The 24,929-nt window shown below is 56.7% G+C and carries 22 protein-coding genes, 1 tRNA gene and 1 pseudogene; 15 read left to right on the forward strand and 9 right to left on the reverse strand.

Annotated elements, in window-relative coordinates:
• Nucleotides 1-14: 14 nt before the first annotated feature.
• Nucleotides 15-1,640: a hypothetical protein gene (locus HNI00_RS12240; protein ID WP_316786536.1), complete on the reverse strand. Its 1,626-nt coding sequence runs from the start codon at nt 1,638-1,640 to the stop codon at nt 15-17.
• A gap of 336 nt (nt 1,641-1,976) precedes the next feature.
• Between HNI00_RS12240 and HNI00_RS12245 the strand changes: the two genes are divergently transcribed.
• The 4 genes from HNI00_RS12245 to HNI00_RS12260 all read left to right on the forward strand — a co-directional run bounded on the left by HNI00_RS12245 (nt 1,977) and on the right by HNI00_RS12260 (nt 6,837).
• Nucleotides 1,977-3,479 carry a UDP-N-acetylmuramoyl-L-alanyl-D-glutamate--2,6-diaminopimelate ligase gene (locus tag HNI00_RS12245; RefSeq protein ID WP_316786538.1) on the forward strand — a complete coding sequence of 501 codons (1,503 nt, stop codon included), beginning with the start codon at nt 1,977-1,979 and terminating at the stop codon, nt 3,477-3,479.
• Nucleotides 3,480-3,884: 405 nt separating this feature from the next.
• Nucleotides 3,885-5,519 carry an ATP-binding protein gene (locus HNI00_RS12250; RefSeq protein ID WP_316786540.1) on the forward strand — a complete coding sequence of 545 codons (1,635 nt, stop codon included), beginning with the start codon at nt 3,885-3,887 and terminating at the stop codon, nt 5,517-5,519.
• 133 nt (nt 5,520-5,652) lie between these two features.
• Entirely contained in the window at nt 5,653-6,171 is a 519-nt protein-coding gene (locus HNI00_RS12255; protein ID WP_316786542.1) for a hypothetical protein, read from the forward strand.
• Between the two features lie 93 nt (nt 6,172-6,264).
• Complete coding sequence (locus HNI00_RS12260; RefSeq protein WP_316786544.1) at nt 6,265-6,837, forward strand: Npun_F5749 family FMN-dependent PPOX-type flavoprotein; 573 nt, start codon at nt 6,265-6,267, stop codon at nt 6,835-6,837.
• A 54-nt stretch (nt 6,838-6,891) separates the two neighbouring features.
• Here the strand turns inward: HNI00_RS12260 and HNI00_RS12265 are convergent, their stop codons facing one another.
• Complete coding sequence (locus tag HNI00_RS12265; RefSeq protein WP_316786546.1) at nt 6,892-8,922, reverse strand: FAD-dependent oxidoreductase; 2,031 nt, start codon at nt 8,920-8,922, stop codon at nt 6,892-6,894.
• 349 nt (nt 8,923-9,271) lie between these two features.
• Between HNI00_RS12265 and HNI00_RS12270 the strand changes: the two genes are divergently transcribed.
• On the forward strand, nt 9,272-10,150 hold the full coding sequence (locus tag HNI00_RS12270) for a peptidoglycan-binding domain-containing protein (protein WP_316786548.1): 879 nt from the start codon (nt 9,272-9,274) through the stop codon (nt 10,148-10,150).
• A 641-nt stretch (nt 10,151-10,791) separates the two neighbouring features.
• Here the strand turns inward: HNI00_RS12270 and HNI00_RS12275 are convergent.
• The 3 genes from HNI00_RS12275 to HNI00_RS12285 form a co-directional block, all read right to left on the reverse strand.
• Nucleotides 10,792-11,397, reverse strand: coding sequence for a DUF8166 family protein (locus HNI00_RS12275; protein WP_172358222.1), 606 nt, complete (start codon nt 11,395-11,397; stop codon nt 10,792-10,794).
• 413 nt (nt 11,398-11,810) lie between these two features.
• Nucleotides 11,811-12,296, reverse strand: coding sequence for an allophycocyanin subunit alpha-B (gene apcD, locus HNI00_RS12280; protein WP_068507529.1), 486 nt, complete (start codon nt 12,294-12,296; stop codon nt 11,811-11,813).
• Between the two features lie 213 nt (nt 12,297-12,509).
• On the reverse strand, nt 12,510-13,748 hold the full coding sequence (locus HNI00_RS12285; RefSeq protein ID WP_316786552.1) for an acetate kinase: 1,239 nt from the start codon (nt 13,746-13,748) through the stop codon (nt 12,510-12,512).
• Between the two features lie 237 nt (nt 13,749-13,985).
• Here HNI00_RS12285 and HNI00_RS12290 point away from each other — a divergent pair.
• From HNI00_RS12290 to HNI00_RS12305, 4 genes are all read left to right on the forward strand, one after another.
• A tRNA-Leu gene (locus HNI00_RS12290) sits at nt 13,986-14,069 on the forward strand.
• A gap of 149 nt (nt 14,070-14,218) precedes the next feature.
• Nucleotides 14,219-16,138: a precorrin-3B C(17)-methyltransferase gene (gene cobJ / locus HNI00_RS12295; protein ID WP_420156355.1), complete on the forward strand. Its 1,920-nt coding sequence runs from the start codon at nt 14,219-14,221 to the stop codon at nt 16,136-16,138.
• A gap of 174 nt (nt 16,139-16,312) precedes the next feature.
• Nucleotides 16,313-16,480 (forward strand): metallothionein, encoded by a 168-nt coding sequence (locus HNI00_RS12300; protein ID WP_277773412.1) that lies wholly within the window; start codon nt 16,313-16,315, stop codon nt 16,478-16,480.
• A gap of 442 nt (nt 16,481-16,922) precedes the next feature.
• The gene (locus HNI00_RS12305) at nt 16,923-17,426 is read left to right on the forward strand and encodes a type IV pilin-like G/H family protein (RefSeq protein ID WP_316786558.1); all 504 of its coding nucleotides are present in this window, start codon (nt 16,923-16,925) and stop codon (nt 17,424-17,426) included.
• Nucleotides 17,427-17,689: 263 nt separating this feature from the next.
• Here HNI00_RS12305 and infC read toward each other — a convergent pair whose 3' ends face one another.
• Nucleotides 17,690-18,217 (reverse strand): translation initiation factor IF-3, encoded by a 528-nt coding sequence (gene infC / locus HNI00_RS12310; RefSeq protein ID WP_197673295.1) that lies wholly within the window; start codon nt 18,215-18,217, stop codon nt 17,690-17,692.
• A 593-nt stretch (nt 18,218-18,810) separates the two neighbouring features.
• Between infC and HNI00_RS12315 the strand changes: the two genes are divergently transcribed.
• The 3 genes from HNI00_RS12315 (at nt 18,811) to HNI00_RS12325 (ending at nt 21,438) form a co-directional block, all read left to right on the forward strand.
• Nucleotides 18,811-19,434, forward strand: a complete 624-nt coding sequence (locus HNI00_RS12315) for a ComF family protein (protein ID WP_316786561.1) — start codon at nt 18,811-18,813, stop codon at nt 19,432-19,434.
• Between the two features lie 642 nt (nt 19,435-20,076).
• Nucleotides 20,077-20,736, forward strand: a complete 660-nt coding sequence (locus tag HNI00_RS12320; protein WP_316786562.1) for a Uma2 family endonuclease — start codon at nt 20,077-20,079, stop codon at nt 20,734-20,736.
• Nucleotides 20,737-20,826: 90 nt separating this feature from the next.
• On the forward strand, nt 20,827-21,438 hold the full coding sequence (locus HNI00_RS12325) for an adenylate/guanylate cyclase domain-containing protein (protein WP_297079591.1): 612 nt from the start codon (nt 20,827-20,829) through the stop codon (nt 21,436-21,438).
• On the opposite strand, the pseudogene HNI00_RS12330 reads toward HNI00_RS12325, so the two are convergent.
• Together HNI00_RS12330 and HNI00_RS22160 are read right to left on the reverse strand one after the other, a co-directional pair.
• Nucleotides 21,435-21,851, reverse strand: a pseudogene (locus HNI00_RS12330) (type II toxin-antitoxin system VapC family toxin). The gene HNI00_RS12325 and the pseudogene HNI00_RS12330 overlap by 4 nt on opposite strands.
• Entirely contained in the window at nt 21,848-22,093 is a 246-nt protein-coding gene (locus HNI00_RS22160) for a type II toxin-antitoxin system Phd/YefM family antitoxin (protein ID WP_420156207.1), read from the reverse strand. The pseudogene HNI00_RS12330 and the gene HNI00_RS22160 overlap by 4 nt, the downstream one beginning before the upstream one ends.
• A 70-nt stretch (nt 22,094-22,163) precedes the next feature.
• Here HNI00_RS22160 and HNI00_RS12335 point away from each other — a divergent pair, with 70 nt between their 5' ends.
• Genes HNI00_RS12335 through ispD form a run of 3 tightly spaced genes read left to right on the forward strand, consistent with a single transcriptional unit; the run spans nt 22,164 to nt 24,071 of the window.
• Entirely contained in the window at nt 22,164-22,343 is a 180-nt protein-coding gene (locus HNI00_RS12335) for a DUF2256 domain-containing protein (protein ID WP_084781995.1), read from the forward strand.
• A gap of 47 nt (nt 22,344-22,390) precedes the next feature.
• A complete protein-coding gene (locus HNI00_RS12340; RefSeq protein WP_068507512.1) occupies nt 22,391-23,359 on the forward strand; it encodes an isoaspartyl peptidase/L-asparaginase in 969 nt (322 codons plus the stop codon).
• 13 nt (nt 23,360-23,372) lie between these two features.
• A complete protein-coding gene (gene ispD / locus HNI00_RS12345) occupies nt 23,373-24,071 on the forward strand; it encodes a 2-C-methyl-D-erythritol 4-phosphate cytidylyltransferase (protein ID WP_420156356.1) in 699 nt (232 codons plus the stop codon).
• Between the two features lie 96 nt (nt 24,072-24,167).
• Here the strand turns inward: ispD and HNI00_RS12350 are convergent, their stop codons facing one another.
• Nucleotides 24,168-24,902 (reverse strand): proteasome-type protease, encoded by a 735-nt coding sequence (locus tag HNI00_RS12350; RefSeq protein ID WP_172358216.1) that lies wholly within the window; start codon nt 24,900-24,902, stop codon nt 24,168-24,170.
• Nucleotides 24,903-24,929: the final 27 nt, after the last annotated feature.

Consider the following 24,929-nt stretch of genomic DNA (forward strand, 5'->3'; position numbering starts at 1 on the left):
TCTTCCTTTTTTTCCTACGTGTTCATCCGCTCATAGATTGCCGAAGCCGAGGGCGAGTAGCGCGTCAGGTAGGAGAAAATCCAGAACTTGATGCAGGAATCAATAAACACGGGCACTGTGGCGATAAAGCCGTTGATAAAGACTTTGCTTTCGGGTAGCCCAAAGTGACGAAACACGCCTTCGAGGATGACTTCCCAGCCCTCGGCAGAGTGGAACCCGACGAAAATATCCGTTACCAGGATAAACAGGAACACTTTCGCGGGGTCGCTGAGGGTGAGGAAGGTGCGGTTGGTAAAGTTGCCCAATAGCCGGAGGCGATCGCGCCCAAAGTAGACCAGCCCCACCAGCACCAAAACCGAGGTTAGGTCGGCCAGCACGTTTTTGAGGCCGTCAAGCTGCTTTTCGCGGGCTTCGCGCCATAGCTCGACGGCTTTTTCTTGCAGCGCCTGTTCATACTCGCGGGCTTCCTCCTCGAGATCTGTGCGGAGTTCGGGTGAGTTGGGCAGGTCAGTTGTCACGATGATGCCGCGCGATGGGCTGCCGTGGGCCATCCCTGGAGCTATGCTGGGCCCTGGAGCTATGCTGGGCCCTGGAGCTATGCCGGGCGATCGCCCATCCAGCAGAGGAGCGGTCTCGGTCGGTAGGCTGTTGGGGGAAGCAGCCAACAGGCCGACAGAAGAGCGCGTCAGGGTTTTATTTTCAAGCGCCTGGTTGAAAAAGGAGCGTTTGCGCTGCCAAAAGCTGCCCTGCGAGGGTTCTGCGGCGGGCGGCTGATAGTTTTTCAGCAGGCGCTGAATTTCTAGGGCTTCTCGGTATTCGCTAAATTCGGCAAGGAATTCCTCCTCAATTTCGGTGCTGAGTTCAACGGCGGAAGGATGGCGATCGCTGTAGCTGCCAAACAGCGGCTCGAAGACCAGGTTTTTCATCAAAATTTGAGTCAGCAGAGGCATCAGCAGCAAGACTGCTAGCCAGCGCAGGGCGATGCGGTTTTGCTTGCGGCGCAGGCGTAGCTCGGTGACGACTTCCTGCTCTGACAGCGGGCTTAGCTCTTTGCCCAGTTCCTTGCCAATGGAGGACAGCCGATTCAGGATCGAGTCGGAGCCGTTCATTCCGCCGGAGCGTGTGGGGATCAGTGGTTTGGGGCTGGGGGCTTTGCTGGGGTTGGTTCGCAGGTCTTTGGGCAGCTTGTCGAACCCTGAAGTAGCAAGGGTTGCATCAGATGTCGGGGCGCTCTCTGCGTCTGCCACCATCTGATCAAGCGCGTCGTCTAGGTCGCGATATTTGCCGACGACCAGTTCAATGAAGCCCAGTTTTTCTAAAATTTGCTGTTCCTGAGCGGTCGGCGCAGTCGTTTCGGAGGCGGCATCGGCATTTTGCAAAAAGCTGGTCAGGCGAAATCGAGCGAGATTTGCCCGCACGCGCAGCAGTTGGCGATCGCGCTTCGTTTTGACATAATCAAACACCGTCTTGCTGAGGTTGGCGCGAAAGGCGATGCGATCGCCCCCAAAGTATTGACGTTCTAGCTCCTGAATTTGCAGCGCGCCGCGATAGGCCTCATCGAGCGATCGCAGTTGGTTTTGCACCAGCCAGCGGTTGATCTGATTGGCTCCCGCAGCCCACCATTGCTTGTCATTACTCATCCGCGAATGCTTGTCTACTTGTCTAAGTGATTTTCAAAACTGGTTCACAAACTGGCTAATGTTGGCTCACAAGCTGGCTCATAAGCTTGTTTATAGGCTGGGTTACAGGCTGGTTTTGCAACTTTGCAATCCTGCCTGCATCCCATCAATCTGCCATCCAATTTTGAAAAAGTCTGTTCACGCTAGCAAAGACTTCACAATTTAGCCTGCTCATGTGGTCTGCCCTGATCCAACCTGATAAAAAGCGTTCCGCAGGCGTGATCACCCTTTACACTTTCAAATAAGCAGAAATCGAGATGCGAAATCGCAAATGTGCTGTTTGGGAGGCTTGGCGGAATGAAGTTGGTGGAACTGCTGCGGGCGCTGCCGGAAAGCCTGCAACTGCCGGAACATGGGGCGCTGAACGCTGAGGTAACAGGGCTGGCAACGAATTCTCACGCTTGCAAACCCGGCGATCTATTTATCGGGATGCCGGGGACGCGGGTGGACGGGGGAGAATTTTGGCAGAGTGCGCTGGCGGCAGGGGCGATCGCCGCTGTGGTGTCCGAAAACGCTGTGCAGAAAAAACCGCCCACTACCGACGACTGCATCATTCCCGTGGCGAACGTGGCGCGGGCCTCGGCGCGGCTGGCGGCGGCGTTCTACGGCTACCCGGCCCAGGCGATGAAGCTGATCGGCGTGACGGGCACTAACGGCAAAACCACCACCACCCACCTGATCGAGCATTTTCTGGCGCAGGCGCAGTTGCCCGTAGCGCTGTTGGGTACGCTTTACACCCGCTGGCGGGGGCATCAGCAAACGGCGCTGCACACCACGCCCTTTGCGCTGGAACTTCAGGGACAACTGGCGGCGGCAAGGGCGGCGGGGTCGGAATATGCCGTAATGGAAGTCAGTTCCCACGCGCTGGCCCAAGGGCGCGTGCTGGAATGTCCCTTTGAGGTGGCAGTGTTTACTAACCTGACGCAGGATCACCTCGACTATCACAAAGATATGGAGGACTATTTCTCCAGCAAGGCGCTGCTGTTTAGCCCCGGCTATCTGCAAGGGCGGGCCGTGGTGAATCTGGACGACCCCTACGGGAAGCGGCTGGCGGCGGGGCTGGCGGGTCAGTCGGTGTGGACCTACAGCACGCAAGATTCTAGTGCGGATCTGTGGACGAGCGATCTGGTCTACGAGTCTGCGGGCGTGCGGGGCGTGCTGCATACGCCGCTGGGCGACGTGCCGTTTGCCTCGCCGCTGGTGGGCCAGTTTAACCTGGCAAATTTGCTGGCGGCGGTGGGTGCGGGGCTGCATCTGGGTCTGGATTTAGAGGCGATCGCCCAGTCCCTTGCCACCTTCTCTGGTGTGCCCGGCCGCGTCGAGCAGGTGCAGGTGTCGCCCTCGCAAGATATCAGCGTGATTGTGGACTATGCCCACACGCCGGATAGTTTGGAGAACTTGCTGAAAGCGTCGCGCCCGTTTATCCAGGGGCGGATGATCTGCGTGTTTGGCTGCGGCGGCGATCGCGATCGCACCAAGCGGCCCAAAATGGGGGCGATCGCCGCTGAACTGGCGGATTGGGTCGTGGTCACCTCGGACAACCCCCGCACCGAAGACCCAGAGCGAATCTTGCAAGATGTGGTGGCGGGCATTCCGGCCAGCATCAGTCCAACGGTGATGGGCGATCGCGCTGCCGCCATCCGCAAAGCCATTCTGGAGGCGCAGCCCGGTGACGGCGTGCTAATTGCAGGCAAAGGCCATGAAGATTACCAGATTCTTGGCACGGAAAAAGTTCACTTTGACGACCGCGAACAGGCTCGTGTAGCCCTGATGGAGCGGCTTTCGCTCAATCCTGCCTAGCCCCGAAAATCCAACCCGAAAAATTCAGCCCCAAAAAATTCAGCCTAAATTTAGCCTAAATTTAGCCCAAAAATCTAACGCAAGAGGGTCGCCAAGCCATGCCCCAACCCCCATACTCCTGATCATGAGCCTTTTCTTTAATAAACTGGAAATTAGCCAGAGCCATTGACTTAGGACTTACGCAGTTGGACGATTTCTCGCAGGCTGCGACCGCGAGAAATCGTCCAAAACCCAAAAAGTTTAATCGCAAGTGCGTAAGTCCTATGACTTATTCGCAATTGACTGATTCAACGTCAGGGAATTTAGACTGTGGGGCGCTGCTGCTCCGCTCTGCTTGGAGACGACTCCGATCTGGTTGGAGATGCTCCAATGCATCTAGTGCTTACCCCATAGAATTTCACCCCCATGAAATCGCCACGCTCCTCCGAAGCCTCGCTCTATGAACTAGCCCTCAGTTCTGAGCGTCCCCTGCATCCGCTCCAGGTTAGCCCCACGACGTTCAAGTCGATGCTGACGGCAATTCTCGATCTGCTGATCGAAGAACATTTGCCCGCGACGCTCTGGCTCAAGTTTCCCAAGGGCGACACCTGGGAGTCGGAAATTACTCGCTATTGCACGGCGGCGACCGCGCCCTATACGCTCTATACCCTCGGCAATAGCCAGGGTGATTTGGCAGAGGCTGCAACGCCGCCAGCATCTTCTGGGCACCTGTCGCACCTGGATCAGGTGTCTGATCTGACGGCTGCCGAACTGGCAGGCCTGGTAGACAGCCCCGCTGCGGATTCTCCAGTTTTGACGCATCAGCCGCAACCGACCTTGCTGAATGTGGCGGCCCAGTCTCAGCGCGTTGTTCTGCCGTTGAGAACCGAGAGCCAGTTTAAGCGGGAGTATCTGCTGCTAGTGATGACGGAGGAGTTTTGCGGACTGATCTTGGCCCATCGGCCGCGCTCGGTGCGCCCGTCCAAGCCAGATAGTAGCCCGCCGGAGCGGCCGCTTTGGCTCGAAGAGTTATCCCCCAACTCTGATGAAGACATCGAGCGGCGACATCCCCTGCTGGCGATTTATACATTTGAATCGGACACGATTTGCCGGGTGCTGGAGGGCATTCATCAGGCGATCGCCCCTGCCGAGGCTCCTGAGGTGGTTCGGGCTGATTTGGAGTCCCTGGTGAAGCACTGGGAGGAGTGGGTGCTAACGGCTGCCAGCATTACGCCGAATACCCGCATTGTCGGGCAACTGCTGGCCAAGCAACTGCAAATTCAAGAAGAAATGTGGCACAGCACCGCGATTTATCGGCGACAGGCAGAAATCGCCACCGGGCTGCAAATGGAGAATGAGGAACTGCAAAACGCGATTCGCCTGAAGGACGAGTTTTTGAAAACCGTCGGGCAAGAACTGCGAACGCCGCTGGCCACGATGAAAACCGCGCTGAGCTTGCTCAATTCCCCCAGCCTGAAGCCGCCGCAGCGCCAGCGCTACATGGACATGCTGACCCACGAGTGCGATCGCCAGAGTTCGCTAATTACCAGCGTGCTGGAACTGGTGCAGTTGGAAAATATGGACGATACAGCGGTGACGCAGCCGTTGCGCCTGTCGGATGTGGTTCCGGGCATCGTCAGCACGTACCAGCCCCTCGCTCAGGAAAAGGGCCTTTTGCTGGCTTACACGGTTCCGCAGGATTTGCCTGCTGTGTCCTGTACGGTTCCCTGGCTGCGGCAAATTTTGATTAACCTGCTGCACAACGGCATCAAATTTACCCCAAAGGGCGGCCGGGTGTGGGTGCTGGCGAAGCTGCAAGGCGATTATGTGCAAATTGAAGTGCGCGATACGGGCATTGGCATTGCCGCCGCCGACATTCCCAAAATCTTTGACCGCTTCTATCGAGTGCGGCAGGCGGGCAGCGGTGAGGACTCTGGCGGTGCAGGGCTGGGTCTGTCTATTGTGCAGCAGCTTTTGCTCAAGTGCGGCGGTTCGATCTCTGTGAAAAGTAAGCCTGGTGAAGGGTCTACTTTTAATGTGTTGCTCCCGGTTTATCGATAGCTGTGAATAGCTGTGAATAGCCGTCAATCATCAATCGCTGTCAATCAAATTTGGGAATGAATCGGGAACCCATCCGCTTTGTGTCCGTCTATACTGCTAGACCCTACTAGACCCTAGCTTCTGAGATCCGGCCATGGTGACGAAACTCCGATTTTCTAGCTTGAAACTCCCGATTGGCGGGCGATCGCCCCGGTGGATTGGGCTGCTGGTTCTGGGTGTGGCGCTGCTGACGGGCATGGGGGCGTTTGCCCAGACCGCAAACTTTGGCTCCGCGACCCTGACCCCTGGCTTTAGCGCAGATGCAGGGACTCTGCGCGGACAGACAGGCGGCAGCAGTTCCCTTCCAGGCATCGTCGCCAACCGCGACAAAGACGGCAACCTCTGCCTTGGCTTTGGGTCATCTACTCCAGATCACCTGATCACGCTCCAGGGCAACTTTTCTGCTCTGACGCTGCAAGTCAATAGCAACCGCGCCGTTTCTACGCTGGTTGTGCAGGGGCCCGGCAATGTCGTCCGCTGCGCCAGCGGCAACAATCGCGCCCCCAATGCCACGCTGTCGGGAACAGACTGGGCTGGTGGCACTTACCGTGTGTGGGTCGGCTCCAATGTTTCTGGGGAGCAATTTAACTACACGCTGACGATTCGGGAGTAAGGTTCGAGGGCAGCAGAAGAAGGTTGGGGTGTTGGAGGGCTAAGCTAGGCTAGGTGCGCTATCCCTCCATCGCGTTCTTGCACCTTAAACCCAATGGCTCCTTGGCGATCGCCCCTTTCCCGCGCTCTGCATCTCAATCGTTCGCTCGTCTATGCCCGCTATGTGCAGCTTGCCACGGTGCGGCCAGACGGTCGCCCCGCCAATCGCACGGTGGTCTTTCGCGGATTTCTAGACCCCACCGATCAGCTCAAGTTCATCACCGACACACGCAGCGCCAAACCAGAGCAAATTGCCCACCAGCCCTGGGGGGAAGTCTGCTGGTATTTTCCCAAAAGCCGCGAACAATTTCGCCTGCTGGGGCGGCTAACGCTGATCGATGAAACCCATCCTGATGAAGGTCTGCAACACGCTCGCCAGCAGCAGTGGCAGGCCCTCTCGGATGCAGCCCGCCTGCAATTTGCCTGGCCCCATCCCGCCCAACCGCGCCGCCCCGTAGCTGAGTTTTCTCCACCACCGCCTGACCCCGCCGCGCCGCTGCCGACCTTTTGCCTGCTGCTGTTGGCTCCGGCCGAAGTGGATCACCTGCAACTGCGGGGCGACCCCCAAAGCCGCGATCGCTATTTTGAAACCAGGGATGGCTGGCAGATGGAATCGGTCAACCCCTAGCCGCTCCCAATCCCTAGCTGTTTCCCTGGATCGCTGCCCCCTAGATCACTGCATCTACCAATCCAGCCGCAGGCCTTGCTCAATCATGTACTGTTGCAGTTGCGGCATTTTTCCCTGAGGGACGATCTGGGCAGGCTGCAAATCAGGTTGATCGACTAGCCAGCCGGCCGTCACCCCCGCCGCCGAGCCAATGGTCCATTCGCCGTGGTGAATGCGGGTCATGGCCGTGGCGATGTGCGTGGCGGCGATCGCCTTTCCGCCCACCAGCAGATTCTCCACGCCCTGCGGAATCAGGCTTTCGAGGGGAATCTGCACGGGGCGAATGTAATATTCTTTTACCGAAGCTTTGACTGCCTCGCCCGTCGGCTCCCAGTTGCGATAGCGACAGCCGTGAATGTCAATATCGTAGTGGGTCACGCCTACCGCAGTTGCCCGAAAGTCTCGTCCTTCCATGTCTTCCCGCAGGTCAGCCTCGCGCAGCATAAACTCCGTCTGTCCATAGGCCGATCGCCCCAGGATTCGCCGCCCCTCGCGGATGTAGGGCAACATGCTTAGCCCAGAAACCGTCCCCATTGGGGAATCGGCCCCCGCCAGGTAGGCCAACGGCAGCGCCGGATCGGGCGGCTGCTCCAGGAGCCAATGGGCAAACATCAGCGCATGATTTTCTGCATGGCGCATAGACCGCAGCGACACGCCGCCCATCCAGTTTTGATATTGCCCGGTTTGCATGAGCTTTTCGGGTGTTAGGATTAGCGGCGGATTCATCCAGTTCCAGTCGTTGCCCTGCGTCCAGTTGACCAGCGTAATGTCGTTGAGGACGGGACTGCCAAAGAAGGGGTCGCTGCGATTCAGGCTGACAATCCGCCGATAGTTAAAAAAGCTGCGCCCGTGAAACATCGGCACGCCTTCTAGCGTGTAGACCCGCATATGCTCGGCGCGAGGATAAAACGACTGGACATATTCCAGGGTCTTGATGCTCTGGCCGCCATCGGCGCGGATGCCCATTGCAAAGGGAAAGGTAAACGCCTGGGTGCATTCTGGATTGTCGAAATCGGCGGCGTTGGTTTCCCCCGTGGTGTTGCGCGAGTCGGAACCAATGCGTAGCGGCACCTTGGCCCAGCCCACCACTTCGCCCGTATCCGTTGCGTCAATCACGATCATCCGCTTTCCGGGCGGCGGCTGGAGCTTGATCGGGGTTTTGCGGAAGGTGGCATCGTCTTCCCAGGCATACCAAGTGGCTAGCTCCACCGACGGGCGGCCCTGGGGCACATAGCCAGATTCCCGGGGCGATCGCCGCACGGCATAAATCGCGGTGATAAACCGTCCTGTTTCGTCAAACTCTGCGCCCTTGAAGGCAGTAAACGCGCTCCACTTGCTGCTTGTGGAATATTGCGCCGCCCGCTTGAGCCACTCCTGCGATACCACAGCCCCCACCTGCGGCGGAAAACACAGCCGCCCAACCCAGCAGCTATTGATCTGGGCGACTGTGAGGGGTGCGGTGATACCCGTCCAGGCAGGTAGCGTAACGGGCTGCTGCAAGATAAAGTCCTTGAAGCTCTGCCAGCTTGGCGAAAAATTATTCCGCTCCAGCATGTTTCTGGACTCGTCTACCGCAGACACCCCCTGGGAGCTGATCTGTCCGCCCATCCACGGCGTTAGCTCAATCAGGCAGGTCTTCGCGCCCGTCCGCATGGCATGAGAGGCGGCCGCCACCCCACCCAGCGACCCGCCCACCACTGCAACCTCGCATTCCCAGGTTTCGGCTGGCGCAGGGAGCGGCGACAAACTTGGGCGACCATTGGGCAGCAAAAAAGAGTTGTCCGATCCGCTTTTTGTAGGGTCAGATTGCTCAGAAGAATTCAGGGTTTGGGCATTTTCTGCTGCGTCATTGGGGTTGACTGTTTCGGCATCCGGCGCAGAGTCTTGGGCAAAAGAAGGCTCTGCTGCGGATAGTTTTCCATCGGTCGTTTCGGCCTGGGTATATTGCTCAATAGTGCTGACTAGTACAGCAGAACTGGCTCCGGCCAGCAGGCTTGCAACGGGAATGATCCATGCTAAACGACGAGAAAAGAAAAACCGTTTCATGCTCGAAACCCGAATGATATGCTAGTAGAAATAATGCTCCTCTGACTGCGGCGGAGCTTGGTTTGTGGCATCTTCACTTTTAGCCCACCTGTCCTATTTTTAGGGTTCCGAAATCCATTCGGTTCACAGTGTAGCTAAATCCAGAAGTATCGGCACATTTAGCCCCTCAAGATTGTCTGGTATTTTTTATCTCTGCTCCAGTGCAAAATTTGCATCCGCAGAGGCTTGACCTTGCACTCAGGTCGCATTGAGGTTGAGGTGTGTCCTGAACGGTTGTCAGTTTTAGCAGGGGCCTCCCCGAAAAATTCGCAGCCGCTAAATTTTGTAGTCACGAATGAGCAATCCTCCTATGAAGCCCAACGTTTTTCTCCAGACGCTTTCTGCTCTTAAATCTTTCAGGTCTGGCTCAAACATTGCCGGACAAATTCAAGCTCGCCAAGCCCAAGTTCGTCAAGTGACCCGCTCGCTGCTGTGGAAGGTGGCAGGGATGGCGATCGCCTCCTCCGTCTTGCTCACGGGGGGCGAAGCGCTAGCCCAAGTTTACAGCTTCGGCAGCCAGGGATCAGATGTTGCCGCAATTCAGTCGGCGCTGGGCATCTTCGCCGATGGTGTATACGGTCTTGAAACAGAAAACGCAGTTATCGCATTTCAACGACGAAACGGGTTGATGGTAGACGGACAGGCTGGCCCCGAAACGCTGCGGGCCCTGGGACTGGGCTATCTCGTGTCGGGTGGCGGCATCGGCGGCCCGTCGCAGCCCATTCCGCCGGGGAACTGGTTGGGGCGCGAGGCGATCGTCCGCACCAACAGCGGAATTGGCGTAAACGTGCGTAATCGTCCTAATGGGCAGGTAGTTGCAGGTATCGATGATGGGGTGCGCGTGCGCCTGTCTGGACGGCAGGAATTTTCCGGTGGTTTGACCTGGGTTGAACTGGCGGGCACGGGCGGCTGGATTGCTTCTGAGTATCTAGTGCCTGCCAACATCGGCGGCCCGACCGACCCAGGGTTTCCAGGCCATTACGGCGGTCCCTACCGGGTTGCAATACCGGGGAGCAGCGATGAGCTACTGTTCCAGGTGCGTCGCTTTGTGCGCGATGCCTACCGCGACTCGGACTCGCTGCGGGGGCCATTCATCAATGCAGGTTCTTTCCGCGATTACTCTGCCGCTGCGGCTGTGAATCAGCAGCTTCGGAGAGAAGGGTTTGACGCGCGAGTCGTCTATGACTAGGTTGGCCTAGGCAGTGTCTTAAAACTTTCTAGGCCGTTGATTGCCCTAAGTCGATCCCCCTAAATACCCCTTATTAAGGGGGACCTCCGGAGTGGTTCGGCTCGGTTCCCCCCTTTTTTAAGGGGGGCTAGGGGGGATCGAAGGGCTTTAAAACACGCCTTGGTTGCTTGTGACCATATTGCCAGCGCAGGATGCTTTCTCGCGAGTGCAGTCAGGCGGGTTGCCCTAGCTGAAACCATACAAGTCATCGGAGGATCGCTGTGCAGTCAGGCTGTGCAGCGATTTTTACTGGTGAAAAACGAACGGACTCGTCACTGAAGCATGTGACAAAAATCACAACTGGAGATGATCGCGATCGCGCTTCAGTTCTCCCTGCATCGGCATACTTAAGGAGACTCAACTCTAGCCGAGTCATCAACAGGGAACACACTATAATCCGGCAGACTCAATTCGGGACTGTCGGATTTTTTTGTGGACGTGACATTACGGGTGTCATAAAATTCTCTGCGCTTCCGTGAATACCGACATCACGGTGTGGAGTTTGCCGGGTAACGCTGACGCTTAAGACCGTTCAGCCACTGGTTTGGGATGAAGCGGAGATTGCTGCTGAATTTTGCCGCTAAATTTTGCTCTGCTGAATTTTAACGCATTGCGCCCATTGTGCTTTTCCAGGACAGCTCTCGGCAGAGAATCTCTAGCGCCCGCTGGTCTGGGCCAGAAAAAAGGCGGCTATCGACCAGTTCTTGTAGCGTTTGCTGGGTCAGGGCGGGCGCAAAGTTGCCGCCGCAGCGCAGCAGGTGGCTATAGTAGCAAAACTGGGGGCTGCCTGCCTGGTTGAGGTGAAAGCGGTAAATTTCGTCCTGGGTCATGACCGATACGGGCGTGTTGACAGGGACGACCACGCGGGGAATGCCGTGGATGCCGTAGGGCTGTCCGTTGTCCTGCGCCATCCAGCCCACCAGCACCACGCCCAGCAGCGTGCGGGTTTCGGTGATTAAATCTGGCGTGAACAGCGGGTCGGGTTCGCTCGACAGGCGCGGCCCGTTGCTCATAAACATCGGGTTCATCAGCAGCGAGTTGTAGATTAGCCCGACGGCCCAGTGGCGATCGCCCGGTTCCTCCAGCTTTACAAAGCTGCCAAAGCCGTAGTCGTCGGCCTGTGGCGGGTTGTCCACGTCCATGCTGTCATCGACTTGAACCACGTAGTCACAGTGAGAGTTGGATTTGACGACTTTGCCGAGACGCATAGAGGATAGGGGGATTTTGGTTTTTGGGTTTTGGATTTTGGAAGCGAGTCGCGGAGTGTTGGGAGGGCGATCGCTCTCCATCATGATGCCCCAAAAGGTGGGAAGTGGTGAACACTTGTACGATTTTCAGCGGTGGGATGTTCGAGTGCGCGGCATCAATTTCTCTCAAGAAGCGCTATCTGAGAAAAGATGAAAGTCTTGCATAACCTGGATTTTCAATCCAAAATCGCCAATCCAAAATCGCCAATCCAAAATCCAAAATTATCCGATCGCCCCATCATGCCCAAAAAACTGTTCCCCGCAGGTGCAGGAATGCTACTTGGTGCAACACTTCTGCCCGCCGCAGGGAACAAAGGCTGATATTAAACTTTTTCGATTGCACGCCTTCGATCGCACGCCACTGGAAAGCGAAGCTAGGACATGGCCTGGATGATGTAGTCGAAGTAGGGGGCGGCTTCGGCAGCGTCTTCGTCGCTCAGCAGCGCCAGGGATGCCCGCTTGAGGCAGCGGATCGACTCCACCATGCCAGGAACGGGAACGCCCAGAGAGTTGTACATTTCGCGCACGCCGATCAGGCCGATGCTTTCAATGGGCTGCTTGTCGCCCGCCAGCACGCCATAGGTAATCAGGCGCAGATACCAGCCGTAGTCGCGCAGGCAGAGGGCCCGCTGGCGATCGCCGTAGGCATTGCCACCCGGAGAGATGAAGTCGGGGCGCTTTTGCCAGAGCTGCTTGCTGGCTTCTTGCACAATTTTCTTTTCATTCTCCGCCAAGATATTGGCGATACGCACGCGCTGTTCTCCGGTTTGAAAGAACTCGCTGATGCTCTTGAGTTCTCCACTGCTGGGGTAGCGGAGTTCGTCGTCGGCGTTGAGGATGACCTGGCTAACTACACTCATAATATGGCGGTGATGTCAGAGCAAAGATGAATATCGGTTTGTATTGTAACGAGTTGCGGGGACTGAAGAAAAGTCTATCAAAGACCGGAGCGATACATTTGCAACAAGGCTTTTAAGTTTTGAACGGTTCCTTGCAGGCTTTGCCCGCGAGAATTCCCTTCACTGCACCAATCTTAAAGGACTTAATAAAAGTTAGCAAATACGCCCAGGTTGTTAATTTTCTACGCCGACGAGTGTTTTCGACAGGTGCCAACAGTCCTGGGCGATCGCCCAATCTTCCTGAGTGTGGATAATCAGCACGCGCACTGTGGAATCAGCGGCGGCGATGTCCTGATCGTCGGGGTTGCGGCTGAGCTTGGCAGGGTCGAGCCGCAGTCCCAGAAATTGGAACGGTTCGCAGGCGGCTTGCCAGATATTGGGCGCGTTTTCGCCGACACCAGCCGTGAACACGATCGCCTCCAGCCCGCCCAGACTCGCTAGCATACTGCCCATGAGCGACCGCAGGCGGTGAATGTAGACATCGATTGCTAGCTTGGCCCGCTCGTTGCCCTGGGCGATCGCCTCTAGCACAAGCCGCATATCGTTCGACACGCCCGACACGCCCTCCAGCCCCGACTCCCGGTTTAGCATAGTGTCTACCTGATCCGGCGTATAGCCCAGGTCGCGGATGAGGTACAGCAAAATGCCCGGATCGACCGAACCCGAACGGCTGCCCATCATCAGCCCCTCCAGGGGCGTAAAGCCCATTGTGGTGTCTACGCACTGCCCGCCGCGCACTGCCGAGAGCGATGCCCCATTTCCCAAATGGCAAATCATCAGCCGCAGGTCGGCCAGCGGCCGCCCCAGCAGTTGGGCTGCCCGCTGAGCGCAATAGCTGTGACTGGTGCCGTGAAAGCCGTAGCGCCGGATGCCCTGTTCTAGCCATGCATAGGGCCCCGGATAGACGTAGGCCGCAGGCGGCAGCGTGCCGTGAAAAGCCGTGTCGAATACGGCAACCTGGGGGACGCTGCTGCCCAAAATTTGCTCCAGGGTTTCAATCCCTTCTAGATTGACCGGGTTATGGACGGGGGCAAACTTGGCTAGGCGGGCGATCGCCGCTTTCACCTCCGCCGTCACAAACACGCTAGCCCGATAGTCCTCTCCGCCATGCACGACGCGATGCCCCACCATGTCAATTTCACCGGGGCGATCAATCACCTTTGTATCCCCGGTCCACAGGGTTTCCAGCAGGTGATGAGTGGCCTCAACCCGCGACGAGGTGGGATAACTCTCCGTTTTTTTCACGCCTGCCGCCGTTTTCACCTTAATTTCTGCCACGCCCTCGGCATGGGTCAGGTCGATTTGCGCTTCCCACAGCGGCTCCGGCGGATGCTCTGGCAGCGCCGCCTCCGGCAATTCGTACAGGCAGGACTTTTGGCTGCTGGAGCCAGCGTTCATGACCAAAATTTTCATAGCCACTTGCAGTGAGAGGACAGGAGGCAACAGCGCTCACCCTCAGTTTGCCGGAAAGTGCCCAGACCTCAAGGTATGGGAGATGTCATCTCTGGAAAGTTTTGGGCAGGGAATAGGAATCAGGAAATTGCGGGGCAGTGATTTTCTGACCCCGCCGGAGCATCGCGTCATAGAATAGATAGAACGCATTCGCGGGATTCTTGCGAAGCTTTACTCATTGGGCGCGGCCCAACAGTCGGGGGTATGGCGGAATGGTAGACGCTGCGGACTTAAAATCCGTTGACCTTAACAGTCGTGTGGGTTCAAGTCCCACTACCCCCATTTAAAGAAAGAAGAGAGAAAAAAGAAGAAGGAAAAAGGAAGATCCATGTTTCGTTCTTCCCTCTTCGTTCTTCCCTCTTCCCTCTTCGTTCTTCGTTCTTCCCTCTTCGTTCTTTCCTCTTCCCTCTTCTCTTCTCTGGGGTTTTAGAATTTTGCTATTTCACGACTTTCAGCCGATTGCGGCGATCGCCCCCACTCCCCTTGCTGTGAAATCGCTGCGATCGCTGGCGGAGGGCGGCGAGGTGAAGCTCTGGGTTCCGGCAGACTTGGCGACGGACGAGTTGCCCTGTGAGGTGTATCAAACCACGCTGAGGGAATTGGTTAACACGCTCTGGCAAACGCATCGGGCTTTGGTGTTTGGGCTGGCGACGGGGGCGGTGGTGCGGCTGATTGGCCCGCTGCTGCAAGACAAGGCGACTGACCCGGCGGTGCTGGTGGTGGATGGTGCGGGTAAGGGGGTGATCAGCCTGTGCGGGGGGCATCAGGGCGGGGCCGATTGGCTGGCGCGGGCGATCGCCTTCCGGCTCAATGCCACTCCTATTCTGACGGGCGGGGCCAATGCCCTGGATCTTCCGGGAATCGACGTGCTGGGGGAACCGTTTGGCTGGCGCAAGGGCAGCGGCGATTGGACGGGGGTGAGCGGGGCGATCGCCCGTCAGCAGCCTGTGCAGGTGATTCAGGAAGCCGGGTCAACGCTGTGGCAAGACCATTTGCCGCCGGGTCATCCGTTTATCTTTGGCTGGGACGACCCGACAGCGGTGCAGCCAAATCTGCCTAAACCCGCCGCCCGCGTGTGGATTAGCCCAATTCAGCGGCGCTTTGCGGATGGGGCAGAGGTTCCCTCTGACTGTCCCAAGGTGCAGTGGCATCCCCGCGTGCTGTGGGTGGGCCTGGGCTGCGAACGGGGTACGCCGCGAGGGGTGATCGAAGCTGCCGTTGCCGAGACGCTGCGGCGACATCACCTGGCAGAGGGGGCGATCGCTGGCCTGGCCAGCCTCGACCTCAAGGCAGATGAGGCGGGACTGCTGGAATTTTGTGGCGATCGCCATCTCCCCCTGCTCACTTTCTCTGCCGAAACCCTCCGCGCCGTCCCCGTCCCCACCCCTTCCGCCGTCGTCGAGTCGGAAGTGGGCACGCCCAGCGTCGCCGAAGCCGCCGCGATTCTGGCGGCCAGCCGGACGTGCCAGCGTGACCGTCAACCCCAAACCTTTGCCCCCCTTCGTGTTTCCAAGCAAATCTTCCGCCTCCCCGACCATCCCGGCGCAGTGACCATTGCCGTGGCCCAGGCAGAGCAGGAATATACCGGGCGCACCGGAAGGCTGTGGCTGGTGGGCACGGGGCCGGGACGACTGGAGCAAATCACGCCTGCGGCCCAGGCGGCGATCGCCTCTGCGGATGTGGTGATTGGCTATTCGCTGTATATGAACCTGGTGGCGGCGCTGCTGCATCCGGGGCAAATCGTTGAGGCGCTGCCCATTACCCAGGAGCGGCAGCGGGCCGAGCGGGCGATCGCCCTCGCCCAGTGGGGGCTGACGGTGGCGGTCATTTCCTCTGGCGACTGCGGCATCTATGGCATGGCGGGGCTAGTACTGGAACAACTCCAGGCCCAGGGCTGGGACGGCAAAACGCCCGCAGTTCAGGTGTTTCCTGGCATTTCGGCCTTGCAGGCAGCGGCATCGCGGGTGGGTGCGCCGCTGATGCACGACTTTTGCGCCATCAGCCTCAGCGACCTGCTTACGCCCTGGCCCGTCATCGAGCGGCGACTGACAGCGGCGGCCGCAGCCGATTTTGTGACTGCGCTATACAACCCCAAATCGCAAACGCGGACGGAGCAAATTGCGATCGCCCAGCGCATTTTTCTAGACCATCGCGCCGTCGATACGCCCGTGGCCCTGGTTCGCGCCGCCTATCGCAATGAAGAACAGATTACGCTGACCACCCTGGGGCAACTGCTCGACTGCCCCATCGACATGCTCACTACCGTCGTCATCGGCAACCAAAGCACCCGCTTCCATGAAGGCTGGATGATCACTCCACGAGGCTATTTGGGCTTTGAGAAGGGAACCTGAAAGCGCCTTGGGCGATCGCCTCAAGTTTTTCAGAAAACATCTGAATACTTGTTCATATGTTATTCTTGTTTTTAGAGCCGCGCAGGGACACTGCCCTCGCGCAATCGCAAAACCTCGTTTGATAATTTGACTGATCACTTGACGAAATCATTTGACGAAAGGAGAAACCCGGTCATGACTGCAACTGTGACTCAAATGAAATGTGCCTGTGAATCTTGCCTGTGCATCGTCAGCCTGGAAGAGGCCATTCAAAAAGACGGCAAGTATTATTGCAGCGAAGCCTGTGCCGATGGACACCCCAACGGGCATGGCGATTGTGGCCACGCGGGCTGCGGCTGCTAGGTAGTGTCTTAAAACTTTCTCGGTCGTTGATTGCCTTGAGTCGATCCCCCTAAATCCTCGCGCTTACGCGCCGCTTCGCTAGAAATAAGGGGGACTTTTGGAGTGGTTCGGCTCGGTTCCCCCCTTTTTAAGGGGGGCTAAGGGGGGATCGAAGGGTTTTAAAACACGCTCTGGGCTGAGCTTGCCCTGATCTCAGTTTTCTGAGGCTTGGGGTTGCGAACTCGCTGCATCCGAATATTTGCGGAAACCGTCGTGCAGGCTGCTGTGCGGCGGCTTTGCGTTAGAGCGAGAGGGACAAGCCGCGATCCAGAACCGGATTCGCTCTGGAGAGAGTTTTAAAGCTTTAGTAAAGAAAAGCAGGTTTCTGTAAATTTCGTCCGGCTAAAAACCGAGTTTTCCCGGAGATTGAACTGTCGTGGTGACAAACTCTCCAGGGTCGCTTATGAAGCCTGAACGACATATGAAACTCTGCTATTTGCTGTTTCGCGCTGGCATGATGGGCGATCGCCCGCGGGATTCGGGGTTCACGCTGATCGAGCTGCTGGTTGTGTTGGTCATTGCTGGCATCTTGTCGGCGATCGCCCTGCCCTCGTTTGTCAGCCAGGTCAACAATGCCCGCCACGCTGAGGCCCGCACCTACGTCGGCTCGATCAATCGGGCGCAGCAAGCCTATTTCCTGGAAAAAAGCGCGTTTGCCACGCTCTCACAATTGGAACTGAGTATTTCCAATTCCAAAAACTATATCTATAGCTCTGCACCCAACGGTAGCGGCATGGCATCCAAAGCCATCACCCTGGCCCTACCCGTTGGCCAGGCGCGGGGATTTGCAGGTAAAGTGTGGCTCATGCCCGACCTAGACGGAAACGCCAATACCGTCTCCAGTATTTGTGAAGGGCCGCCGGGTGAAATGCCCGACCTGGCCAGCCCGACCTGTGCAGGGTCATAAGGCTGGGGCCGAAGAACTGGATCGATTCTCGATTCTCGATTGGCGATTTTGGATAAGTGATTTTGGATTGCTAGGCGAGCGTCACAGGTCTCATTCATAGCGCCCCTGAGGAGAACGGCTGCGCCCATCCCTCCTATTTCAAGGCGCTTGTTCCAACGCTAAACCCCCCTGCACAGGTGCTAGCCATAGAGATACTAGCCATACAGGGGGGTCTAGATAGTAGCTAGTCTAGGTGTCCAAAAGCCGCAGCAAGCGGCGGGGCGCTATTTCTTGGGAGACAGCAGCATGGTCATGTTGCGGCCTTCCTGCTTGGGTTCTTGCTGCACCTCGGCAACGGTTTGTAAATCGGTTGCCAGCTTCTTTAGCAGCGTTTCTGCGAGATCCTTGTGCTGAATCTCCCGACCCTGAAAGCGAATCGTCGCCTTTACCTTGTCGCCCGATTGCAAAAAGCGCTCTGCCCGATTGACGCACACACGATAGTCGTGTTCCTCAATCTTGTAGCGCATCTTCAGTTCTTTCACGTCGGACGTGTGCTGTTTTTTGCGTGCCTCGCGTGCCTTTTTTTCCTGCTCAAACTTGAACTTGCCATAGTCCATAATCCGACACACGGGCGGGTCGGCTTTATCGCTCAGCATCACTAGGTCAAGCTCTTTTTCTTCGGCCAGTTTGAGCGCGTCGCGGGGAGTCATAATCCCCAACTGACCGCCATCAGTGTCAATGACTCGAATTTTTGGGAAACGAATGCGTTCGTTAATCGTGGGCAAATCGCGAGTGGGTTTGTTCAGCGCCATGGGCAAGTGAATTTTAAAGATGCTATCGACTCATCAGCTAAAGGTGGACATCCTCATAGTAAGTCGGGCGGCTTGGGGTGGAACCAGAAATTTATTAATTGTCACTGACTAAATCGTTGCAATTCGTTGCAAGGTGCAATTCATTGCAAAAAGAAGTCTGCTGCTACATTGCGGCTGGCCCACTGCCGACTCGTTTTCTCTATGGAGGGATTACTAGCATAACGCATCCCCCAGGCTCGACAAATTTCTGTTTGCAAAGTCTTTAGGTTAGGCAAGGTTCTGGAGCCGTCCAGCGGGAATTCTGAATGGAGGAATCATTTAGGACTGACGCAGTTAGGACTGACGCAGTTAGGACGGACGCAGTTAGGACTGACGCAGTTGGACAATTTCTCGCGGGCGCAACTCGCGAGAAATTGTCCAAAATTCAAAGAGCCTAATTCAAAGAGCCTATTGCAAGTGCGTAAGTCCTGTCATTGTTGGGTCTGAACTCTTGGTTGAGTCTGAATGCTTGTGATTCCCGCGATTCTCGCTGAGACGGATGAATGAATTTGCTCCAGCCCTTGTTGAATTTGGTTTTGCAGCCCTGTTGTCCGATGTGCGGCCGCACAGATGGGCGATCGCCCGCGCCTCCGTTGTGCATTGACTGCGATCGCCGCCTGACCCACTGCCAAATGCCTCAGCCCACAACCGAATGGCGGCCGCCGCTGCCTGTGTTTTCCTGGGGCAAGTATCAGGGCACGCTCAAGCAGGCGATCGCCACGCTGAAATATAACCACCATCCCGAACTGGCGCGGCCGCTTGGTCATGCGATGGGTCGCGCCTGGCTGCATTCCGTACATGGAAAAACGCCGCTGATCGTGGTGCCGATTCCAATGCATGCTGACAAGCAAAAGCAGCGCGGGTTTAACCAGGCAGAACTGCTGGCTACATCCTTTTGTCAGGTCACCCGGCTGCCGCTGGAGCGTCGCGGGCTGGTGCGCGTGCGGGCGACGACCCCACAGTTTGGGCTGAGCGTGGAGGAGCGATCGCAAAATGTGGCTGGTGCGTTTCAGGTGGGCCCTGCTTTTGGGCGATCGCCCCGCCGCCCGGTGCTGCTGCTCGACGATATCTACACCACCGGAGCCACAGCGCGGAACGCTGCTGCCTGCCTAGAAGCACGAGGCATTCGCGTGTATGGGCTGGTGGCGCTGGCTTCTCCGCGATTTGGCGACGACTAATATCGATAGGACTTACGCAGTTGGGCAATTTCTTGCGGGCGCAGCCTGCAAGAAATTGTCCAAAATCCAGAGAGCTTATCGCAAGTGCGTAAGAGGATGTTTGAAAAGTCCTACTGTTTGTAGCCTGGAGCGCGATCTGCTCACGGCTCCTGCCAACACGGAATGCCTGGTAAGAGGATGTTTGAAAAGTCCTACTGTTTGTAGCAAAGCGTGCAAGATCCCCCTAAATCCCCCTTAAAAAGGGGGACTTTAAGGCGGTTTCCACCCTTTTTAAAGGGGGCTAGGGGGGATCTCTGAGTGCTTAACATTACAGGTACAGGCGATACCTTTTCAAACACCCTCTAAGTCCCTGTTGATTTTGGATTTTGGATTTGCGATTTTGGTTGGACAGTCAAGCGTTTGCAAGGTTCCCAGCAATTCTGGAAATATTGGCGATTTGACAATTTTTGACAATTTGACAATTTTTTAGAGTTTGGACAGCCAACTCAACGCGATGTAAGACTTTCCATCATTTCATGGGTAGCCTTGTTATGTAAGAGAGATGAGATCAGTCGAGATTCAGGCTCACTTTTCCTCCTGAAACTGACCTCTAACCCCTGCAATAAAATAGACGAATCCTTTGAATTCCCGTGAGCTGCCGCAATGGTGACTGATCGCTGGCTCCACCTACCTTCAAGCGCTGAGCTGCCCTGCTCAGACGATACGCCCGTGGATAACGAAGATCAGAATCTCATTCCCAATATCCTGCTGTTTTTGCTCAAGTTCATTTGGGCAGAGCGGAACGACTGGTTCTTTGGGGTAGATATGGGGATCTACCATACGACGGGGGTTTCGCCGCTGGTGCCCGTCGTGCCGGATGGGTTTCTCAGCCTCGGCGTGGAACGCCATAAAGCGGGGGAATCTCGCAAAAGCTATGTGGTGTGGGAAGAGGCAGGCGTTGTCCCGATGCTGGCGCTGGAGGTGGTGTCGCTGACTCCAGGCGGAGAATACGATGCGAAAATGGCGACCTATGCCCGGTTGGGCGTGTTGTATTACGTCATTTATAACCCCCAATACTGGCGACGCGACCAGCACCAGCCGTTTGAGATGTATAAATTGCAGGACGGCGCTTACCAGTTGCAAATTGGTGAACCCTACTGGATGCCGGAGGTAGGGTTGGGAATAGGCCGCAGCCCTTACCAGGATGGAACGGTCGTGCGGGAAGCGCTGTATTGGTATAGCGAACAGGGAAGACGGTATCTAACCCCAGAGGAACAATTGGAACGCTATCGCCAGCGGTTTGGCGAGTTGCCAGACGAATAGAGACTGCAAGACGGTCGCCCATCCGAGAGAATTGCTCGTCGTCCACCCTTCTCATTCACCCAATATTCACTGAATACTTCACTGAATACTATGTCCACCGATACTGAAGTAGAGCTAGAGCGACTTTTGCAAGCCCGCAACCAATACCCTGATCGCGCGGCTGACATCGATGCCCAGATTCGCGCCCGGTTTATGGAAACCCACGCGATTTTGGTGCTGGATTCTTCTGGGTTTTCGCGCTTGTCGCAGGAGCAGGGTATTATTGCCGCGCTGGCTGAAATTGAGCGGATGCGCGGCGTGGTTGCGCCGATTGTGGAATCGTACCAAGGCAGCCCGTTTAAGCTAGAGGCGGACAATGTGTATGCGGTGTTCCCGAGTGTGGAGAGGGCGATCGCCGCGTCTCGTGAAATGATGCGCCAGCTTGCCCTGATTAACAAACACGTCAGCATTGGCATTGGCTACGGCGACCTGATCATGATCTCCGATGGGTCGTGCTATCAGGATGTCTACGGCGAAGAGATGAACCTCGCTTCCAAGCTAGGCGAAGACTTGGCAGAAACCGATGAGGTGCTGCTCACCGAAGCTGCCGTTCACCAACTCTGCACCGAGCGCCCCAGAGAACATCTGCCCGTTTCTCCACCCATCGCAATGACCATCTCCAACCTCACGCTCCAGGTCTATCGCCTCACCCCAAATCCCTAATCCCTTGCCACCGCTGCCCAGACTAAAGCAACTTCATATTGTTGAAACATCGAATCTGCACTAACCAGCATCAGGTCTTCTAGCTATGCTTGGGCAATTAGCATTCGGTCAAACGGATCACGATGATGAAGCGGCAGCATGGATGCCTGCACAGCATGGGCGGCTGTAATTTCTAATGACCTTGCTCCAAGCTGAGTCATGCGTGTAGAGACATAATCACCAACAGGCTCTGGTAGCAGCAGCTTGCCGATGGAAACCTTAGTGCCCACTTCCCACACACTGGCGAATGAGAACCATAATTCGAACCATAATTCATTGTCCTCATTCGCGATTTGTTCAATCACGGTTTCACTTAGTTTTTCGGGTTGAGCAAACCACCATAACCAGCATTGAGTATCTAATAAAAGCCTCACTCTGCCCCACCCTCGAAAGCGGCTAAGATACCTTCTGGTAGAGGAGCATTAAAGTCATCTGGCATCGTCAATATCCCCCGATCTTGCCCTAAACTAGACCGTCGATTCAAAGTTGTTTGAAAGGGAACTAGCTTTGCTACGGGAACGCCCCGGTTCGCGATCACAATTTCTTCCCCCTGCTCTACCCGAGCCAGCAGCCGAGAAAGATGTGTCTTAGCCTGATGAATATTGACAGTTTCCATGCATATAAAGAACTAAGTCTATAGACTAAGTTTAGTTTGCCACCGCCTTAACCTTAAACCATCCTTCAAAATGCCTCGCTCCAAATCCGATCTGCCCAGCAAACTCTGTCCGGTATGCCAGCGGCCGTTTACATGGCGCAAAAAGTGGGAAGATTGCTGGGATGAGGTCAAGTATTGCTCCGAACGCTGCCGTCGTCGTCGCGCTCAGGCGAAATCGGGGGATGACGAAACGCCGCAGCGTCGGCAGTAGCGTTTTGCGGGCTTCATTCACTGTGGACTACTGGAGAAGGGCTTTCTATGCTGATGGGTCAGGTTCAACCCAAGCTAATCATTCATGGCGGGGCGGGCAGTTCGCTTCGGAGTAAGGGTGGGGCGGATGCCGTGCGGCTGTCGCTTTACCGGGTGATCGAAGAAGTGTATGGAATGCTGCTGGCGGGAGCGAGTGCCCAAGCAGCAGTGGTGCGCGGCTGCCAGATGCTAGAGGACGATCCCCGGTTCAACGCGGGTACGGGGTCGGTGCTGCAATCGGACGGGCAAATTCGTATGAGCGCATCGCTGATGAATGGCTCGGCGCAGCGGTTTAGCGGCGTGATCAACACTTCGCGGGTGCAGCACCCGATTGATTTGGCGCTGTTTTTGCAGGATGGGAGCGATCGCGTTTTATCCGACTATGGTTCCCTGGAACTGATGCGGGAACTGGGCGTGCCGTCCTATGACCCGCTGACGGAAATTCGCCTGAAGGAATGGATTCAGGAGCGCGACCATAATTTTTCTAAAGAAATGGCGGGCGTGGTGGCCGAAAAAGAGCTAGTGTCGGAGGCGGGTCGCGGCACGATTGGTGTGGTGGCGCTGGATGGCGAAGGTCAGCTTGCGGTGGGTACGTCTACGGGCGGCAAAGGCTTTGAGCGGATTGGGCGAGTCAGCGATTCCGCGATGCCAGCGGGCAACTACGCCACCCACCACGCGGCTGTGAGCTGCACAGGCATCGGCGAAGACATTATCGACGAGTGTCTGGCGGCGCGGATCGTGGTGCGCGTGATTGATGGGCAAACGCTGCTGCAAGCCTTTGAGCGGTCGTTTATCGAGGCGGAGCAAAATCGGCGCGATTTTGGGGCTATTGGGCTAGACCGCACGGGGGCGATCGCCTGGGGCAAGACCTGTCCTACCCTGCTGGCGGCCTATCATGACGGCACGCGCATGGGCGATACGCTCGATCTGCCCGAAGAGATGGTGACGGGTGGCATCGCGTCGCCTGCCCACGCCTAGCAGGAGGTGGCTGGTGTACCTGCTGATTCCTGCCGCTGGCTCTGGCAAACGCATGGGCGCAAGCCGAAACAAGCTGCTGCTGCCGCTGTTTGGCAAACCGATCATTGCCTGGACGCTGCTGGCGGCTAAAGCTGCGCCGTCGATTCACTGGATCGGCATCGTCGCCCAGCCCGAAGAGTGGCAAGACTTTCGGGACATTGCCGCAGGGCTGGGCATGGGGCGGACGGTGCGCCTGATTCCTGGTGGCAAAACCCGGCAAGAGTCAGTCTATAACGGCTTGCAAGAGCTTCCTGCCGTCGCGGAGCGGGTGCTGATCCACGACGGGGCGCGGTGTTTGGCTACGCCGGAATTGTTTGATCGATGCAGCGAGGCGCTGCTGCACTGCGCGGGTCTAATCGCTGCGATTCCCGTCAAAGACACGATCAAGATCGTTGCGCCGGGAACCGAAATTATCCAGTCCACACCCGATCGCAGTCAACTCTGGGCCGCCCAAACGCCCCAGGGGTTTGATGTGGAAACGCTGAAACGCTGCCACGAGACGGGCCGCGAGATGGGCTGGGAAGTGACCGACGACGCGGCGCTATTTGAACACTGCGGGCTGGCGGTGCGGATTGTGCAGGGCGAAGAGACGAACCTGAAGGTGACGACTCCGGTGGATCTGGCGATCGCCGAATTTATCCTGCGCGATCGCCAAAAGTCCTCTACTGCCTGAGTTCAATTGCTCCAGTCTACAACGGCTACTATCGCCACTTGCGCCGTAATGCTGCTTTCAGCATTTCCAGGGTTACGCACAGACCTGCCGCAAAATCTACAGCCCCATCCACTCGATCGGCGGCATCTGGTCAAACGCCTGACGCAGCGAAATCTCCCACTGCTTGCGGATTTCTACCAGATAGGGATCGTCTTGCCCTAGCCGGAGGCGATCGCCAACCTTAAAAGAATCCGTCCGATACATCACCAAATCGATCGGCGGGCCGACGGAAATATTCGACTTCATAGTGGAATCGATCGACAGCAGCGCACACTTGGCCGCGTCTTCTACGCTGGTGTCGTAGCTTAGGATGCGATCCAAAATCGGCTTACCATACTTCGTTTCACCAATTTGCAAAAACGGGGTTTCAGGCGTGGCCTGGATGCAGTTGCCCTGGCGATAAATCAGATAAAGCTCTGGCGGCTCGCCCTGAAACTGTCCCGCTAGCAGGCAGTTGCAGGAAAAGTCGATCTTGTCGCGCTCCAGCCAGGGGCGTTCTCGCTCCTGAATATGTCGAATTTTTTCGCCCACATAGCAGGCCGCATCATACAGCGTGGGCAGCGTGTGGAAGCTCTCGCACTCGCCCAGTTTCAGGTCGCGGTTGAGCATATTCACCACGGCTTGGGTAATGGCCAGGTTGCCAGAGGTGCAGAGCAAAATCACCCGCTGTCCGGGTTCCGAAAAATCGAACAGCTTCTGATAGGTGGAAATGTAGTCCACGCCTGCGTTTGTACGCGAATCTGCTGCCACCACAAAGCCGGATTGGGTGACAATGCCGAGGCAGTAGGTCATGGGGTAAGGAATGTTGAAGCTAAAACA

The organism is Thermoleptolyngbya oregonensis NK1-22, assembly GCF_032705245.1.
Classification (GTDB): Bacteria; Cyanobacteriota; Cyanobacteriia; order Elainellales; family Elainellaceae; genus Thermoleptolyngbya; species Thermoleptolyngbya sichuanensis.